Origin of the sequence: Antarctobacter sediminis (assembly GCF_019218285.1) — a bacterium.
In the GTDB taxonomy this organism is placed as follows: Bacteria; Pseudomonadota; Alphaproteobacteria; order Rhodobacterales; family Rhodobacteraceae; genus Antarctobacter; species Antarctobacter sediminis.
Window position 1 is genome coordinate 693584 of the sequence record NZ_JAHUZG010000001.1, and the last position, 17435, is coordinate 711018.

Annotated in this window: 18 protein-coding genes; 6 read left to right on the plus strand and 12 right to left on the minus strand. The window is 61.7% G+C overall.

The window, feature by feature from the left end:
* Positions 1-33: 33 nt before the first annotated feature.
* The 5 genes from KJP30_RS03265 to KJP30_RS03285 form a co-directional block, all read right to left on the minus strand.
* Positions 34-846 (minus strand): IclR family transcriptional regulator, encoded by an 813-nt coding sequence (locus tag KJP30_RS03265; protein WP_218447567.1) that lies wholly within the window; start codon positions 844-846, stop codon positions 34-36.
* A gap of 232 nt (positions 847-1078) precedes the next feature.
* Entirely contained in the window at positions 1079-1432 is a 354-nt protein-coding gene (locus KJP30_RS03270) for a c-type cytochrome (protein WP_218447568.1), read from the minus strand.
* Between the two features lie 57 nt (positions 1433-1489).
* On the minus strand, positions 1490-2194 hold the full coding sequence (locus tag KJP30_RS03275) for a hydrolase (RefSeq protein ID WP_218447569.1): 705 nt from the start codon (positions 2192-2194) through the stop codon (positions 1490-1492).
* A 97-nt stretch (positions 2195-2291) separates the two neighbouring features.
* Positions 2292-2918, minus strand: a complete 627-nt coding sequence (locus tag KJP30_RS03280; RefSeq protein WP_218447570.1) for an alpha/beta hydrolase — start codon at positions 2916-2918, stop codon at positions 2292-2294.
* Positions 2919-2976: 58 nt separating this feature from the next.
* The gene (locus tag KJP30_RS03285; protein WP_218447571.1) at positions 2977-3909 is read right to left on the minus strand and encodes a VOC family protein; all 933 of its coding nucleotides are present in this window, start codon (positions 3907-3909) and stop codon (positions 2977-2979) included.
* A 114-nt stretch (positions 3910-4023) separates the two neighbouring features.
* Between KJP30_RS03285 and KJP30_RS03290 the strand changes: the two genes are divergently transcribed.
* Complete coding sequence (locus KJP30_RS03290; RefSeq protein ID WP_218447572.1) at positions 4024-4923, plus strand: LysR family transcriptional regulator; 900 nt, start codon at positions 4024-4026, stop codon at positions 4921-4923.
* A gap of 57 nt (positions 4924-4980) precedes the next feature.
* On the opposite strand, the gene KJP30_RS03295 is transcribed toward KJP30_RS03290, so the two are convergent.
* On the minus strand, positions 4981-5766 hold the full coding sequence (locus KJP30_RS03295) for a TIGR00266 family protein (protein ID WP_218447573.1): 786 nt from the start codon (positions 5764-5766) through the stop codon (positions 4981-4983).
* A 139-nt stretch (positions 5767-5905) separates the two neighbouring features.
* Positions 5906-6448: a rhomboid family intramembrane serine protease gene (locus KJP30_RS03300; protein WP_343222734.1), complete on the minus strand. Its 543-nt coding sequence runs from the start codon at positions 6446-6448 to the stop codon at positions 5906-5908.
* Between the two features lie 188 nt (positions 6449-6636).
* On the opposite strand from KJP30_RS03300, the gene KJP30_RS03305 reads away from it, so the two are divergent.
* Both KJP30_RS03305 and KJP30_RS03310 read left to right on the plus strand, forming a co-directional pair.
* On the plus strand, positions 6637-8484 hold the full coding sequence (locus tag KJP30_RS03305; protein WP_218447574.1) for a Na/Pi cotransporter family protein: 1848 nt from the start codon (positions 6637-6639) through the stop codon (positions 8482-8484).
* A gap of 45 nt (positions 8485-8529) precedes the next feature.
* Positions 8530-8778 carry a hypothetical protein gene (locus tag KJP30_RS03310; RefSeq protein WP_218447575.1) on the plus strand — a complete coding sequence of 83 codons (249 nt, stop codon included), beginning with the start codon at positions 8530-8532 and terminating at the stop codon, positions 8776-8778.
* Between the two features lie 24 nt (positions 8779-8802).
* On the opposite strand, the gene KJP30_RS03315 is transcribed toward KJP30_RS03310, so the two are convergent.
* Positions 8803-9738, minus strand: coding sequence for a LysR substrate-binding domain-containing protein (locus KJP30_RS03315; RefSeq protein WP_218447576.1), 936 nt, complete (start codon positions 9736-9738; stop codon positions 8803-8805).
* Positions 9739-9829: 91 nt separating this feature from the next.
* Here KJP30_RS03315 and KJP30_RS03320 point away from each other — a divergent pair, with 91 nt between their 5' ends.
* Genes KJP30_RS03320 through KJP30_RS03330 form a run of 3 tightly spaced genes read left to right on the plus strand, consistent with a single transcriptional unit; the run spans position 9830 to position 14250 of the window.
* Entirely contained in the window at positions 9830-11158 is a 1329-nt protein-coding gene (locus KJP30_RS03320) for an aminotransferase class III-fold pyridoxal phosphate-dependent enzyme (protein ID WP_218447577.1), read from the plus strand.
* Positions 11145-12578 carry an amidase gene (locus tag KJP30_RS03325; RefSeq protein ID WP_218447578.1) on the plus strand — a complete coding sequence of 478 codons (1434 nt, stop codon included), beginning with the start codon at positions 11145-11147 and terminating at the stop codon, positions 12576-12578. The genes KJP30_RS03320 and KJP30_RS03325 overlap by 14 nt, the downstream gene beginning before the upstream one ends.
* Before the next feature lie 49 nt (positions 12579-12627).
* A complete protein-coding gene (locus tag KJP30_RS03330; RefSeq protein ID WP_224874269.1) occupies positions 12628-14250 on the plus strand; it encodes an ABC transporter substrate-binding protein in 1623 nt (540 codons plus the stop codon).
* Between the two features lie 139 nt (positions 14251-14389).
* Here the strand turns inward: KJP30_RS03330 and KJP30_RS03335 are convergent, their stop codons facing one another.
* From KJP30_RS03335 to KJP30_RS03350, 4 genes are all read right to left on the minus strand, one after another.
* Complete coding sequence (locus KJP30_RS03335; RefSeq protein WP_218447579.1) at positions 14390-14872, minus strand: YHS domain-containing (seleno)protein; 483 nt, start codon at positions 14870-14872, stop codon at positions 14390-14392.
* Positions 14873-14934: 62 nt separating this feature from the next.
* Complete coding sequence (locus tag KJP30_RS03340; RefSeq protein WP_218447580.1) at positions 14935-15783, minus strand: cysteine hydrolase family protein; 849 nt, start codon at positions 15781-15783, stop codon at positions 14935-14937.
* A gap of 153 nt (positions 15784-15936) precedes the next feature.
* A complete protein-coding gene (locus KJP30_RS03345) occupies positions 15937-16257 on the minus strand; it encodes a hypothetical protein (protein ID WP_218447581.1) in 321 nt (106 codons plus the stop codon).
* A gap of 42 nt (positions 16258-16299) precedes the next feature.
* Positions 16300-17388 carry an AraC family transcriptional regulator gene (locus KJP30_RS03350; RefSeq protein ID WP_218447582.1) on the minus strand — a complete coding sequence of 363 codons (1089 nt, stop codon included), beginning with the start codon at positions 17386-17388 and terminating at the stop codon, positions 16300-16302.
* Positions 17389-17435 lie beyond the last annotated feature (47 nt).

The following is a 17435-nucleotide window of genomic DNA, read 5'->3' on the forward strand; positions in this document are numbered from 1 at the left end:
GTTTCTCCTCCCTGTTCAAAACGAATAATCATTTCAATGAGGTCGTCTCGGCACCTCCCTTGCCGAGGCCAATGCCTCGTTATTGGTGGACTCGGCCTCGACGACCGAACAATGCTGGATCGCTGCTGCTGCCCTGACGGCCTCCTCCCGCAGGACAGGCAGGATCCGGTTCTGAATCACCGCCTTGATGCGGTGCGAGGGGCCGACAACCCCGATGCTGAAAATGGCCCCCAGCCGGTCGACGATGATAGGGACCGCGATGCTGCTGACGCCTTCGTCGATTTCCGCATCGCAGATGGCAAAACCCTGCCTGCGGACCTGATCCAGTTCACGGGCGATCAACTCGGGTTTGACGATGGTACGTTCGGTAAAACGAAACGGGTTCGCATCCATCAATTCCGAGCGGATCTCGGGCGCGATGAAGGCGGCAATCGCCTTGGCCGAGGAACAGGCGTGCACCGGGCGGGGGCCCAGGCCCGGATAGATGTACGACACCGCCGGATCACTGGGAATTTCCACATGGATCAGATCGACCCGGCCACCGCGATAGCGCGCCAAAAAGGCGGTTTCCGACAGGTCCGACACCAGCTTGGCGAGGATACTGGACACCGCGTTGACCACATGGGCGTCGGATTTGCCGGTCAGGGCGATACGGATGAACCGCATTCCCAGCACATAGCGCCCGCCTTCGGCACTTTCCTCGACAAAGCCGCAGTCCACCAAAGACGCGATGTTTCGATAGATGCTTGCCCTCGGAACATTGGTCATCCCGGACAGGTCATTCACGCTGACCGGCTTTCCGGCGGCGGCGATGGCTTCGAGGATTTGGATGAGGCGTTCTTGCACGGCGGAGTCTCACGATTCGGACACTCTTATCGTTATTTGAGAATCGAAATCGGTCAACAACTTCTGCATGCAAGCCCGCTCAATGGGCTGGACTACGGTTGCGCCAAAGGCAAATCGCGTGCGAAGAATAGATGAAGAAAGGTTCGTAGTATTTTGCTTTCAAACTATAAAGGCGAAGCTTGACGCTCCGCCATTCAACAGCTTTTGCCGGCAGGCCCCGGGATATTCAGTTCTAATTGTCCGAAGTTTCGAGGGCAGGTGCCGCCATATACCGAATGGCCGCTTCGATGTCGTCGACCGAACAGTCCTCGCACAGCCCCTTGGCCGGCATGGCACCAAAACCGGTCATGGCGCGCCCGATTACATGGTCCAACCCCGGTTCCAGACGAAGGCTCCACTGGGCTGTATTGTTCAGTTTCGGCGAGGACACCATGATGTTTTCCGGGGCGTGACACGCGGCGCAATATTCCTGATACACCTGCTGTCCACGCGCGGTGTCTTGCGCCAGTGCAGGCACCGGAGCCGCAAACCCGATGGTCAATAGCGTCAGGGCAGCCAGAACATGAAGAAGGATCGTGCGGATCATCTTGGGATCTCCTGAAAAAAGACGCCGGGCAATTGTTCTGCCCGGCGTCCGAATGGGTTACTTGCCTTCCTTGGCACCAAACATCTGCTCGGCATAGATCACGCCCAGGCCGTAGCCGCCCGCATGTTCCTTGGCGATGGCCATGGTGCCGGCATAGGTTTCGCCACGCGCCCAGTCGCGCTGAAGCTCAAGAAGGTACTGGACCCAGGTGATCGGGGTGGCACCGGCGTCGATCATGCGCTGAACAGCCATGTCATGCGCCTCGTCAGTCACACCGCCCGAGGCATCGGTCACGATATAGACGTCATAGCCCTGTTCGATGGCCGAAAGCGCGGGCAGGACTACACAGACCTCGGTCCACAGACCGGCCATGACCACCTTTTTGCGGCCGTTTTCCTTGATGACATTGACGACGTTGTCATCTTCCCATGTGTTCATCGTGGTGCGGTCTATCGGCACCTGATCGGGAAAGACGGCCTGAATCTCGGGGAAGATGTAGCCGGAAAAGCTTTCGGCTGCGACCGTGGTCAGGATGGTCGGCACGTTGAACAGCTTGGCGCTTTTGGCAAGGCCAACGGTGTTGTTGCGCAGTTCGGCCACGTCGATTGACTTGGTGGCAAAGGCCATCTGCGGCTGATGGTCGATCAGCAACAAGGTGTGGTTGTCCGGCGTCAGCAGGCTTTCGGCTGGATCAGCGGCCTGTGCGGCGGTGAAGGACAGGGCAAAGGCGACAAGAGTCGCGCCGATTGTCTTGAGTTTCATGGCATTTCCTTGGTTGCAGAGAAGGTTGAGTTGGGAGGGAGGGTGAAACATCCCGCGACCGGTCAGAGATCTATTGGACCGGAGGCGAAATTCGGGGTCAGCGCGCCGAAGCAGCGGCGTTGCGGTTCAGAAAGCCGGCCAGCGCGGTGAATTCCTCGGGGCGGATTTCATGTCCGCCGGGGTGGGTCACAAGATCGACCTGTGCCCCCTGATCGGTAAAATACGCGGCCAGGTCCTGTGTCATCGGGAAGGGGCAGATCGGGTCGCGTTTCCCGGCGGTGATCAGAACATCCTTGCCCGCAAGGCCAGGGTTCGCAGCAGGGCTCCACGGGATCAGCGGATGCATCAACGCCACGCCGTCGAACAGCCCCGCCTGCTGCAAGACCACCGAGGCAAGGATATTGGCCCCGTTTGAATAGCCGACACCGAGGACAGGCACCTGTGGGTGGCGCGCCTTGTGCGCCGCGACAAACCCCGCCATCTTGTCCGTCCGCGTGGCGAGGTCGTCCATGTCATAGACACCTTCGCCGGTCCGGCGAAAGAACCGCTTGGCACCACCTTCGTAGACATCGCCCCGAGGCGATACGACGCCCGCACGCGGTGCCAGTTTGCGGACCAGCGCGGCCAGTTGCGTTTCGTCGCCGCCCGTGCCGTGAAAGGCAAAGATCAGCGGTTGTCCCGACGCCGGAGCGTGGGAGATATGCACATAAGCATCAAGTGACATTGGTCTTTCCCGGTTGAGGCGCCGCCAGACAGGGAACCGGCGGCGCAGAGCCAGTGGATCAGTCCGTCAGGGCCGGCAGGATCTGTTCGATCTGCGGGCGCAGGCGGGCGTGCTGTGTCGGGATCTTCAACGCCTCACCCAGATGGGCGGGGTCTTCGTCGCGGGCGAAACCGGGTTCATTGGTGGCAACCTCGAAAAGAACGCCGCCTGGGGTGCGGAAATAGATCGCCCAAAAGTAATCCCGGTCGATCACCGGCGTGATGTGATACCCCGCCTTCACCAGCGCCTCGCGCACCTCAAGCTGTGCGGCGCGGTCTTCGACGGCAAAGGCCACGTGATGAACCGAACCGGCACCTTCGCGCGCCCGTACCGCGTCCAGCGGCACTTCGAGGTCGACCACATCCGCGCCGTTGCCGTTTTTCATGACAAAGCGGGTCAGGGTGCCCGAGCTTTCGCCAAGGTCGTACCCCATGAACCGCAACAAGTCTGCGGTGGCTTTCTTTTCATGCAGGCGCATGGTGACGCCAAAAAAGCCGCGAATGGCAACATCCGTTGGAACATCGGACCCGTCATAGGGGGCACGCGTATCGCCGGACACCTCCACAAGGGCAAAGCCGTCACCATCCGGTCCGTGGAACCGCAACCGGTTCTGGCCAAAACGCTTTTCGGCCTGAACGCCGCGCACCTGGGCCTTGGTCAGGCGATCCTGCCAGTAGGGCAGCGCACCTTCAGGGACCGCAAAGGCGGTTTCCGAAACCGCACCTGTGCCGGGCTTTCCTTTCACGATGTGCGGAAAGGGAAAGTAGGTCATGATGGTCCCGGCAGAGCCGGTCTCGTCACCGTAATACAGATGGTACACATCTGGGGCGTCGAAGTTGACGGTTTTCTTCACACGACGCAGGCCAAGCAGCTTGGTGAAGAACCTGTTGTTTTCCCGCGCATCCGCCGCCATCGAGGTGACGTGGTGCAATCCTCTGATCTTGTTGATCATTTTCATCTCCGTGCGTCTTGTTCGCTTGTTGAGAGGAGATATAGCGCAGGGTTCTGTTGCGCAGAATGTTCATAATCTTGCATTCACTATTGCGCCGAGTGTAATGGTCGCCGCATGGGTGAACTGGAACAGATCAAGGTTTTTCTGGCGGTGGCCGAGCAGCAGGGGTTTGCCGCTGCGGCGCGTCAGCTGGGCATGACCCCGGCCTCTGTTACGCGGACAGTGGCCGCGCTGGAGGAACGGCTGGGGGTGCAATTGCTGATCCGCACCACGCGGCAGGTTTCGCTGACCTCCGCCGGCGCGGTCTTTGCGGCCCGTGTCGCGCCATTGGCGGAGGAACTGACCGCCGCAACACGGGACACGCGGGATGCGCAGGGCGTTGCCTCTGGCCGGTTGCGATTGAGTGCGCCGATGTCCTTCGGGGAAAAGGTCCTGCCGGAGGTTCTGTCGCGCTTTTCGCAACTGCACCCGAATATCCGGGTGGGCGTGAACCTGACCGACACTTTCGTCGACATCAACGAGGGTGAATATGATCTGGCAATCCGGATCTCTGGCCCTCCGACAGATAAATCGACGATTTGGCGCAAGATCCTGCCGATCCCGCGTGTTCTTGTGGCCTCACCGGCCTTTCTTGAAAAATCCGGTACTCCGGAAACCCCTGAGGATCTGGGGGGCCTTGCGAAACTGGGGTATTGCAACAGCCTGCGGCCCGAGGTCTGGGAGCTGTCCAAAGGGCCCGCGAGGCGCAGCCTGCGGGTCGAAGGTGCGTTGAACTCGAACAACGGCGATCTGCTGGCCAAGCTGGCACTGAACGGTGAGGGCGTTGCGCTGTTGCCGGGCTTCATTATCCGCGAGGCGCTGGCGGATGGGCGTTTGGTCGAGGTGTTGCCAGATTGGTCGACGCCGGAAATCTGGCTGACGCTGTACTATCCACCCTACGACCGGCTGCCGCTGCATGTGGCGACGTTTTCGGATTACTTCCAATCCTGCGTCAAGGATCACGTCACGATCTGACAGATCGCCGCGTCGAATTGGGGGCAGGGTGGCTGGACCCCGCCCCACAAGGTTGGATTACCGGTCGCCGAACATGTCGCCCAGCCCACCCAGAACCGAACCTTCTCCCTTGCTGCCGCCCGGACCGGCAGCGCGCAGCACACGGTCCGCAAGGCGCGAGAAGGGCAGGCTTTGCAAAAAGACAGTGCCGGGGCCACGCAGAGTCGCGAGAAAGATGCCTTCACCGCCAAAGACCATCGACTTGAGGTTCCCGGCGCGTTCGATGTCGTATTGGACGCCGCTGGTCATGGCCGCAAGACAGCCCGTGTCGACGCGCAGGACCTCTCCGGCCTGCAATTCACGCCGGATTACCGTGCCGCCCACATGGATGAATGCCATGCCGTCGCCGTTCAGGCGTTGCAGGATAAAGCCCTCGCCCCCAAAGAACCCGGCCCCCAGTTTACGTTGAAAGGCAATGTCAGTGGTCGTGCCAAAAGCAGCACAGAGAAAGGCATCTTTCTGGCAGATCAACTCACCGCCCATTTCCGCCATGTCGACGGGGATGATCTTGCCCGGGTAAGGCGCGGCAAAGGCCACGCGCTTTTTGCCCTGACCGTTGTTGGTGAAATGGGTCATGAAGATCGATTCACCGGTCAGCACACGTTTGCCAACGTTCAGCAGCGAATCCATGATCCCGCCTGACGGGCGGGCGCCGTCGCCCAGCCGCGTTTCGAAACCGATGCCATCGTCCATATAGTTCATGGCACCGGCTTCGGCGATCACCACTTCGGCAGGGTCAAGCTCTACCTCGACGATCTGCATGTCATCGCCGAAAATCTCATAGTCCACTTCATGACAGCGCATGGCAAAGGGCCTTTCAAATTGGGTCAAAGGGAATTGGCGGGAGCCTAGACCGCCCAAAGCTTTGGTGTCCAGACGGTTCGGGACGGATCAATAACGCCCGGTAACAAGCTGTGAAAGTAAGGTTTTCAGACCTTCCCACCTATGCCGCACCACGCAACAGGCTTGCCGCCAGCACGCCCGCGCCCGCACCGAAAAGGTGGGATTCCCAACTGACGCCCGGCTGGCCGGGCAGCACTCCCCAGATCATCGTTCCATAGACGACGGCCACACCCACGGCCACGGCAAGCGGCCCCGGACGCCGTTCAACCACACCGCGCGCCAGAAGAAAGCCGAACCAACCAAAGATCAGACCCGAGGCACCGACATGGATCGCCGGATTGCCCAGCAGCCAGACGGCAAGACCGCCGACAAAGACGATCACCAGCGTTGCCATGATCGCCACCTGCCGCGCCGTCAGAACCAAGATCCCCCCAAGGACCGCCAGTGGAACGGTGTTTGCGGCGGCATGGGCCACAGAGCCATGCAGGAGCGGCATCAATGCGACCCCGTCCAGTCCGGAAAGGGTTCTGGGCTGCAAACCGAACCAATCGTTCAACCTGTACCCCGTTACGAGGTTGACCGCTTCGACCCCCCAGATCACCGCCAACAGGCCGATCAGCCATCCGAACCGTTCAAACGCCACTGGGCTGTCCTCCTGCTGTTCTTGCTCCGGGCCTAGCATATTCGACAGGATCGCAGAAGCGCCGCAACGGTTGCCTCTCATACGGATTTTGATGTTTGCTGGGTGTCCGGCCTTTTGCCTGACAGACGGCCATTTGGCCGACGCCAGGGCACGGACGGCAAACAGCAAGAACGGGCACAAGGAACCCGATGACACGTTTCTATCTGCCATTCGCCATCGGGGCGCTGCTGGTGGTTTTCTGGCTCAGTCCCGATGTGCAGGAAATCGCCGCCGGAGTCGCGATCTTTCTCTTTGGCATGTTGATGCTGGAAGAGGGGTTCAAGCTTTTTGGCGGCGGTGCGCTGGAGCGACTGCTGGAACGCGCGACACGATCGACAGCGCGGGCGATTTCTTTTGGCGTAATCTCGACTTCGCTGCTGCAATCCAGTTCGCTGGTCTCGGTCATCACGATTTCTTTTCTCAGCGCGGGGCTGGTTTCGCTGATCGGGGGCGTCGGGATCATTTTTGGCGCCAATATCGGCACAACCACGGGCGCCTGGCTGGTTGCGGGCCTTGGGTTGAAGGTGAACATCGCCGCCTATGCCATGCCGATGATCGCGTTGAGCATCCTTCTTGTGTTCCAGAAATCCAAGGCCTTGCGGGGGGCGGGCTATGCGCTGGCCGGGCTGGGGTTTCTGTTTCTCGGCATTCACCACATGAAAGTGGGTTTTGACGCCTTCAAGGACCAGATCGATCTGACCCGGTTTGCACTGGGCGGCCTGTTGGGTCTTGTCGTTTATTCGCTGATCGGGACCTTTGCGACCGTGGTCATGCAATCCAGTCACGCCACGATGGTTCTGCTGCTGACCGCGCTTGCAGCAGGACAGATCAGCTATGACAACGGGCTGGCCTTGGCCATCGGGGCCAATATTGGCACCACGATCACCGCAATCATCGGATCGCTTGGGGCAAATTTTCAGGGCAGACGGCTTGCGCTGGCGCATTTGGTTTTCAACCTGCTGACCGCGGGCGTGGCGCTGCTTTTTATTGCGCCACTGCGGGACATGGTCGACTGGATCAGCCAGATGGTGGGCGTCGCCGATGGTGACTATGCCATGAAACTGGCCGTGTTTCACAGTGTCTTCAACCTGCTGGGCGTCCTGCTGATGCTGCCGATGCTAAACCGCCTGATCCGCTTTCTCGAAGAGCGCATCCCCGAACCGATGCCTGACATCAGCCGCCCGCAGTTCCTGACAAAGGCTGTGGACAGCTTTCCTCAGACGTTGGAGGTTGCCTTGCGCAAGGAGGTTCTGCATCTTTATGAAAACGCGGCCGAACTGATCCTGCATGGGTTGAACCTGCATCGCGACGACGTGTTTTCCGGCGAAGAGATTGGCGGAGTCGTCCGAAACAGCCGCGCTCCGATCGAACTGGACATCGACGCCCGGTACGAAACCCGGATCAAGACGCTGTATGCCGCCATTGTCGAATACACGACCCGGGCAGGGGACAAACGGCTGACCCACGAAAGCGCCGAACGGATCTATGCGCTGCGTGACGTGGCCAGCGATATCGTCCGGGCGGTCAAATCTATCAAACACCTGCGCAAGAACGTGCAACGCTACACAACCCGGTCACAAGGAGCGGTGACACAGCTATACGATGGTCTGCGGGCCGAGATCGCCCGCATCACCGTCGAGATCAGGGCCTTGCAACAGGCCGCCCCCGAAGACCGCAGCGCGCTCTGGCTGGATCAGGAGCGCGCCCAGATCGAGGACGCGGCGCGCAACATGACCGAACGGGTCGACCGGATGATCGGCAGTGGCGAACTCAGCCCAACGGCAGCGACATCGTTCCTGAACGATTCTGCCTATGCCTACAGCGCCATGCGTGACTTGCTGGCCGCAGCCCGCAGCCTGCATCTGGAAACCGAAGGCGCGCTGGCCGAGGTCGAAAGGATCCTCTCTATCGACGAGGACGAACTGGACACAGCCCCCCCTGCGACAGACGCGCCCGGCGACGGTTCGGAACCCGGAGCTGTCACGAAACCGTCATAGAAAATCACAACACTTGTCCCGCCGCCGTTTGCACGGGAGATGGCCATGGGACTAAAGCGACTCGCCGAGAAAATGGCCGCCTACAAGGCGCGGCTGCAAAAGGGCAAGGCACGCAAGATAAAGTCGGGCCATGTCGAAAAGATCCTGCACAAGCTCCGCAAGAAATCCGAGGAACTGGAGCGGGAACTGGCCGCTGCGGACTCCGGCTCTGCCAAGGCGCGCCTGTCGCGAAAACTTGACATTGCACGGGTTCAGATCGAACGCGGCGAATGGCTTTTGAAACAGGTGGATTGAGCGGGCCGCCGTCGGAACTGGCTGTCACGATCCGGTCCGCTCTGCCTTTGCCCAGTAGTTGGTGAACCAGTCGCCGTGATCTCGTGCCTCTTGCAACAACCAATGGCGAAAGGCCGTGACCTCATCGCTGTCCCGGGTGTCGGACGGCCGGACGAGGTAATAGGCGTGATGTGAGGGCAGGCGCACGGGCCAGGGGCAACACAGACGCCCGCTTTCCAGGTAGCCCCGTGTGGAAACTTCGTCTCCGATGGTCACGCCGTCGCTGCAAGCAGCCGCTTCCAGACACAGGGCGCTGAGATTGTAAAGCCGACCGGCGTCCGCACCGGGGGCCTGCCCGCCGACAGACCGCATCACCGCCGACCACCAAAAACGGGTCTGATCGTGGATCAGTTCGCTTTCCCGCAGATCGGACAGGTCCGGCATGTCTTGCCGCCCGGTGCGTTCCGCGTAATCGGGCGCGGCCACGGGAAAGACATGGTTGCGCAGAATCGGCTCGAACCGGCACCCCGGCCAAAGTCCTTCGCCCCAGATCAGGGCGATGTCATAATCCCCGTCCTGCGGCAGATTCATTCCCACCTGCGCCACAAGGTTCAACCGTATGTCGGGATGCGCGCTTTCAAACCGGGCGAGCCTTGGATTGAGCCACAAAAGCAGGAAATCCGCATCACCGACCAGCCGGATCTGCCGCGGACGGTCCCGCGATACGGCGACCAGACCATCCGCCATCCGGTCAAATGCGGCCCGGGCAACATTGGCCACCTCTGAACCAAAGGCCGTGATCTCGACCCGCCGATGATGTCGTAGGAACAGCGGCTGGCCCAGTTCCGCCTCCAAAGCCGCGATTTGCTTGCTGACCGCCGATTGCGTGACGCCCAAACGTTCGGCGGCGGTTGTGAAACTGCCGCTTTCGGCCACTTCGGCCAGAACGCGCAAGGCGTTTAGATTGGGCAGTCGCTGCATTGGATAACCAAAAGGAATGCTAATGCGGAAAATTACGAATTTGACGGAGATTTTGCAATGTGAATTGCTGACCTGAACGACGGAGGTCACCATGGCACAGCTTTACCCCTTCACCGATCCGATCACCGCCCAGCAAGAGCCGCCGCGGCGTATCGTATCCGGCGAAGGGATCCGCGTCACCGACAGCGAGGGCGCGGTCTTCATCGACGCGGTTGCGGCGCTGTGGTGCGCTTCGCTGGGTTTTAGCCCTGACCGGCTGAACGAGGTCATGGAACGGCAAATGGGCCAGTTGGCCTACTACCACAGCTTCATGGGCCGGACCCCGCAGATCACCGAAACGCTGGCAGCCCGGCTGGCGGCTCGGCTTCCGGGGGAGCTCAGCCATGTGTTCTTTGGCACCTCCGGTTCCGAGGCCGTGGAAAGCGCGGCCAAGATTGCCCGGTTCTATCAGTCGGCCCGTGGCAAGCCCGGCAAGTCACGTTTCATCGCGCGCGAGGGCGCCTATCATGGTTCCGGTCAGGTCAGCGCCGCGCTGACGGGGCTTGGGTATTGCCACGACGGGTTTGGCCTGCCGCTTGGGGATGTGCTGCGCACCGGGCGGCCGCATTTCATCCACGATGCCGAGCCCGGTGAAAGCGAAATTGCCTTTTCCAAACGCCGCGCCAGGGAACTGGATGCGCTGATCCGCGACGCCGATCCGGGAACCATCGCCGCGTTCATCGGCGAACCCGCCATGGGCGCGGGCGGGGTGATCCTTCCGCCCCAAGGCTATTGGGATGAGATCCAGAACGTGCTTGTCCGGCACGACATCCTGCTGATCGCGGATGAGATCATCACCGGGTTCGGTCGCACGGGTGAATGGTTTGGGTGTGAGACATGGGGTATCAGGCCGGACCTCATGACAATGGCGAAACAACTGACCGCCAGCGTCTTTCCCATGTCTGCCGTGGCAATGACCGATGAGGTACAGCGCCGCGTCGCCGAACAGGCACACGGGTTCGGCACATTTGGACATGGGGTGACCTATGGGGGCCATCCAGTTGGTGCGGCGGTCGCTCTGGAGTGTCTCGACATCTACGAAGAGATGGACCTACCCCGACATGTACAGCGGCTGGGCGCACAGGTGGCCAACCGCTTGCAGGGGATCGCGCAACTGCCGGGCGTCCGCGACACAAGATGCACGGGTTTGCTGGCGGCGGTCGAATTCGAACCGGGTGCGGGGTTGGGCGACTCGCCGGGTAAAACCGTGGGGGCCGAGGCCGAACGGCGGGGCGTGTTCTTTCGCGTGATTGGCGATGTCTTGGCCATCGCGCCGCCCTACATCACCACAGCTGAAGAAATGGACCAGATCATGGACGTGATGCGGGATGCCATCCTGTCGGTGGCCGAAAGCCGGATGACGGCTGATGTCGCTGTCTGACCTTGCCGAGATCTCTGCCGTCGAGGCTTTGGCGCGGTTCCGTGACCGCTCGCTTTCACCCGTCGAATTGACCAAGGCGGTTCTTGCCCGCGCAGAGGCCACCGAACCGGCCATCAATGCCTTGCCGCTGCGCTATCCCGAGGCGGCGCTGGCTGCCGCGCAAGAGGCCGAGGCCCGCTATCTTGGCCGGGCGGCGGCCCCGCGGGCCTTGGACGGCCTCTGCGTGGCGATCAAGGATTCGACCGATCTTGCCGGACAGCCTAGCGCGGCGGGGTCGCTCCTGTCCGGGGATGCGCCGGCCCAGGGCACTTCGATCGCAAATTCGCGCGTCCTTGCCGCCGGTGGTATTCCCCACGCCCGCAGCGCAACCCCCGAATATTCTTGCGCCTCTGTGACCTGGTCGCGGAAATGGGGCGTAACGCGGAACCCGTGGGACACCACGCGCACGCCCGGCGGGTCCTCTGGCGGGGCAGCAGCGGCGCTGGCAGTGGGCAGCGCCACGCTTGCCGTCGGGTCCGACATTGCCGGTTCGATCCGCATTCCCGCCGCCTGTTGTGGTGTCGTGGGCTACAAACCGCCCCGGGGGCGCGTGCCGCAGGATCCGCCATTCAATTTTGATCCCTACTGTCACACCGGTCCAATGGCGCGCAGCGTGGCCGATGTTGCGCTGCTGCAAAACATCCTGAGTGGCCCGCATGACCGCGACCCGCTTAGCCTGCCGGGCATGGCGCACCCGCTGACGCCGGGCGCGCCGCTGGACGGTCAGAGGCTGCGGATTGCCTGGTCCGAGAACCTTGGCGGATTTGCCGTCGATGATGCAGTGCGCGCGAACTTTCGTGCCAGTCTGGATCTCCTAGCGGACTTGGGGGCAGCGCTGACAGAAGTGGATCCGGGCTGGGGCCCTGATGTGGTAGAGGCTGCACTGGGCCATCTTCGCGGGGTCTTTGGAAACTGGATCGACACGGCGGCAGGTGATCGCCATGACCGGCTGACCAGCTACGCACGAGCCTTTGCAGAGGATGCCCGGGCGCTGCCACCGGGGGCCGAACTTGCGGCGCTGACCAAGGCAGGCGAGATGGGCGAAACCTTTGGCCGGATCATGGCGACACATGATTTGTTCGTATGCCCGACGCTGGCCTGTCCGCCCGTGGCCGCGGAGCACGACCAAAGCCGTGACCGGATCGAAATTTCGGGTATCGCGGTCGATCCGATGATCGGCTGGGTCCTGACCGTCCCTTTCAACATGCTGTCCGTCTATCCCGTCCTTTCGGTTCCGTCCGGGCTGACAGGGGGGGTGCCGCTTGGGCTTCAGATGGTGGCCCGCCCAACGGAGGAAGACCTGTTGTTCCGTGCGGCCCAGAGCTTTGAGGCCCTGCGCGGGCCTTGGTTCAGGGCGGGCACACCCCGGCCAAATCTGTGACTACAACGAAAACCAAGGGCCAAGGGCCAGTACCAAAAGGGAGAAAGCCATGATCCGAAAGACCCATCCTGCTGTCGAGATGTACGCCCAAGAATATCGGGCCGGACAGCTCAGCCGACGCGAATTCATCAGCCGGGCCACTATGCTGGGCGTCACCTCTGCTGCGGCCTACGGGTTGATCGGCGTGGCCGCGCCAACTGCCGCACGGGCGCAAGCCGTCAAGGGTGGAACGCTGCGGATCAACATGGAAACCAAGGCTTTGAAGGATCCGCGCCTGTGGGACTGGACCGAACTGGCCAATTTCTGTCGCGGATGGCTGGACTACCTGACCACCTTCAACCGGGATGGCAGCGTCACCGGATCGCTCTGCGAAAGCTGGACCGTCAACGACGATGCCACGCAGTACACACTGAACCTGCGTCAGGGAGTGACGTGGAACAACGGCGATCCTTTCACCGCCGCTGACGTCGCCTTCAACTTTGAACGTTGGGCCGATGGCACGGTCGAAGGGAACTCCATGGCGACGCGCGTCGCGGCCATGATGGATCCCGAAACCAAGACACTGGCCAGCGGCGCGGTCGAGGTGGTTGACGATCACACGCTGGTGCTCAGCCTTTTGCGGCCCGACATTTCGGTCATGGCGGCGCTGTCGGACTATCCGGCCGCGGTGGTTCACCCCAGCTATGACGGCGGCAATCCGATGGACAATCCGATCGGCACCGGAGCCTATCTGCCCGAAGTCAGCGAGATCGGCGTTCAACAGATTCTGGTGCGTAACCCGGACCACGACTATTGGCGCGAAGGTGGCTATCTCGACCGGATCGAGTTTATCGACCTTGGGACAGACCAATCCTCGATCCTTGCGGCCGCCGACGGCGATGAGATCGACCTGACCTATCGCACCGATGGCGATTTTGTCGAAACCTTCGACGCCATCGGCTGGAGCCGGACAGAGGTCGTGACCGCCAATACGCTGGCGGTGCGTTTCAACCAGAACTTTGCGCCCTACGACAAACGCGAGGTGCGCAAGGCGCTGCAACTTGCCGTCAACAATGCAACCGTGATGGACATCGCCATCGGCGGAATGGGTATCCCGGCAGAAAACCACCACGTCTGCCCGATCCATCCCGAATACGCGGAACTGCCCCCGCTGCCGCATGACCCCGAGGCCGCGCTGGCCGCCTTGCAGGACGCTGGTCTGGCCGACACCGTGTTCGAGTTGCAATCCATCGACACTGAATGGCAGGCCAATACCTGCAACGCCGTGGCCGCACAGCTGCGCGACGCCGGTATCAATGTCGAACGAAACATCCTGCCCGGCGCGACATTCTGGAACGGTTGGACGGAATACCCGTGGTCGGCCACCGAATGGGGCCCGCGGCCGCTTGGCGTGCAGGTGCTGGCACTGGCCTATAAGTCGGGGGTGCCGTGGAATGAATCCGGTTTTGCCAATGCCGAATTCGACAGCCTGCTGGATCAGGCTCTGGGCGTGGCCGACGCGGACGCGCGCCGCGAGATCATGGTCAAAGTACAACAGATCATGCAGGACGAAGGCGTCATGATCCAACCCTATTGGCGGTCGGTCTACAATCATTCCAACGGGCGCTTTGCCAATGTGGATGTTCATCCGTTCTACGAACTGTCGCTGCACGACATTCACATGATCGGCTGACCAGACGCCGAATCCCGCAATGTCCAACGCGGTCTGGATGGACCGCGTTGGTGTATTCGCACCATTCCGCATTGCATTCGGGGCAACGGGCCGGGCCACGCAATACAAACGCCGCCCGGCTTGGATCACGTGCGGCGGATCAGAGATCGCCCACCGGTGTGGCCATGATCTCGGGCCACTTGGCGAAGGCACCGGAAATGATGGTCTCGCGGTCTTCGAGGTACTTGTCAAAGATCGCCTTGTTCACGAAGAGATACAGCTTGCCGTCAACGATGTCGGCATAACGCACGTCTCCGTCCAGTTTCTTGCCCGCGTAGACGCCGAAGGCACAAAAGCCGCCAAACTGCGGCAGCATCGCTGCCGGATCCGCGTCAAAGGCTGCCTTGGTCTGGGTGCTGGCAAAGTAGTAATCGACCCCGTCATGTTCCGAGGTGAACTCGGCATCGCCGATCCGGGGGGCGTCCGATTTGAACATCGAAACCGGATCAAACCCATGCAGGCCCAGCGGATGACCAGTCAGGGTCAACCCGTTGTTCACGTTGTATTCATCGGCGGCGAAAGCAGCCGGGGACAGCGCGATGAGCGTCGCCGAGAGCGCGGCGGCAAGAGTAATTTTGGTCATGTGTCTTGGTCCTTTGTCAGGTTGAAAGGATTGGGGGAGGGGTAGTTCTGGGTGCGGGGCGTTCATGCGCCCTTCGCGATCCGGGAGACGGCGTCATCCGTCCACCAGACACCGTTGGCGACCATCCGGAAGTTGATGATCGCGGCAAGATAGCCGTCGCCTTCGGGCACCTTTGCCCCGGCGGTGGCATCGCGGACAACGGCCACCTCGTACCCCAGTTCCAGCAGCTCGTAGAGATGCGCCTGGGTGCAGAGATTGGCGGACATGCCCGCAAGGATGACCTTGTCGATTCCGCGCTTGCGCAGTTGAAGGTTCAGATCGTTCTGGGCCGGGCTGTAAACCTTGTGCGGTGAACAGATGACCGTTTCGCCGTCCTCGATGTACTTCTTGTATTGCGGCATCCAGTCTGCGCCGGAACCGTCGAAATCCGTCAGGTCCAGCGGACCGGGGCGGTCGAACATGCCGATGGCGTGCATGGTTTTTTCCAGCGTGCCTTCGAACTGCCACTTGTGGTCATGAGGAAAATAGTAGTGCGGCGAGATAAAGACCGGCATACCGGCGGCCTTCGCCGCGGCAAAAAGACGTTCGATATTGTCGACGGTGCCCTGTTCGGTAACGCTTTCGCCGACAACACCCCATGTGACGCCATCTTCGGAAAGGAAGTCGATCTGGGGATCGGTCACCACCAGCGCCGTGCGGCCCGGAACAATGGTCATGTCGACCTGTGGCAGGCCAGGGTCAGCCGGATCAGCATAGAGTGCGCGCGCCTCGGGCGTGGCGGCCTGGGCGGCTGTCCCGGCGATGGCTGCGGCACCGGTGGCCGCGGCGCCTGCCAGCAAACGGCGGCGCGCCAGATCCACGTGTTCGGGCGTGATATTGCATCCGCAGGATGCGTGGTCATCATGTTTCATGGTCTTTCTCCTTTAGGGGTCGGGGTGGTTGAAACGGGCTCCCGCCACGGCGTCCGCCTGAATGGCGGGCACAGCATGACCGGTCGCGGCGCAGGGTTGGCGCCACGGGGTCGGGGAGGGGTGAGGAGGATCGCCTTTTGAGGCGGTCAGGTGTCAGTCGGCCACATCAGGAAGGATGCAGGTACAGACCGGCGGCAGCGCCGGGATCTGCAAGCCGGTGAAGGGCACAAACTGATCGCCCTGTGGCTCTTGTGACAGGTTGGCCAAGGCCGGCCCGGACAGCATCAAAAGCGAGGCGATCCCGCCGGTCACCACGGCTCCGATGATCGCGGAAATCAGCAGCGAGGCCATTTCCTGCGCGTCGCGGTCCCAATTCACAAGACGGCGGGCAGATCGGTGCGGCGGGGCGGGCCGCAACCGAAGCGGATCAAGGCGCATCAGGGCAGGGCGGGGGTGTTCGAAGGGCTGGGTCATGTTGGGTCTCTCAGGGGGCGGTTGCGTTGTCGTGCCCCCAACTTAGGCTGTGGCCGCCCCTGCCGTATCGGCCCGGCCTGCCAGCCTTTGGGCAGGGCCTGCCACAAGGGCAAGGCCGGTCGTGGTGCCGGTCTTGCGGGCGCGGTACTGCGCGGGAGCCTGACCCACGGAGCGCTTGAACGCCCGGCCAAAAGTGCTTTGCTCGGCGAAACCGGTCAGAAAGGCGATTTCCGCAAGGCTGCAACCGCTGGAGTCCAGAAGTTCCTGCGCCATGCGGATTTGCACGTCGCGCAGGACATCGCGATAGGTGGTGCCTTCCTCCGCCAGCCGCCGAAAGAACGTGCGTTCGCTCAACCCCATGTCGCGGGCAAGGGCGGCGGCCTGTGGTGTGCCGCTGCTAAGCGTATCCCGCAGGCGTTGGGCCACTTCGGCACGCAACGAGCTTTGCCGGACCAGCGGTTCAAGCTGTTGTTCCAGATGACCGGTCAGAAAATCGGATACCGCCACATCGCCCAACCGGTTGGGCAGATCCAGCGCCTCGGGTGGAAAGAGGATCGCATCCCGCTCCGCACCGAAGGATACCGGACAGCCGAAAAGCTGTGAATAATCCTTGGGGTCGCCGGTGGGCGCATGTCGGAAGGTGACGCCGGCAGGCACCAGCGGATCACGGACAAAGCCGCGTGCATTTCGCAGGAAGCCGGCAAAAGCACATTCGTTGCGCAGGGTCAGTGCCGGATGACTTTCGGTGCATCCCTGAATGACAAGGGCGGGCACGGGGCCTGTCTCATCCAGACGGTAGATCGCTGTATCGGTCAGCAGGCGGAAATACCGCACCATCCTGATCATCGAGGCGCGCAGCGTAGGCGCAGTTTTCATCGCAAGCCCCAAGACCCCCAGATCGTCCAGCCGGATAGCCTCGGCATAGGCCGAAATCAGGCCATTCCGGTCGGGGTGAAGCGCCTCGATCCGGGAAATGAGGTCGAAAAAACCCTGATCGCCGAACTGGCCATCGGGTTTCGGGGTCAATTGATGGATCACATGCGTCCCGGACAGAACCTTGCCATCCGGTGACAGGGAGAGCCCGGCAGCGCGGGTCATGGCAATTGCAAAGGCGGCGGTGACAGAGGGCATGGCAGGCTCCGTGTCATTGCGGGGAAAGGGAAAGCCGCCCCGGTGGG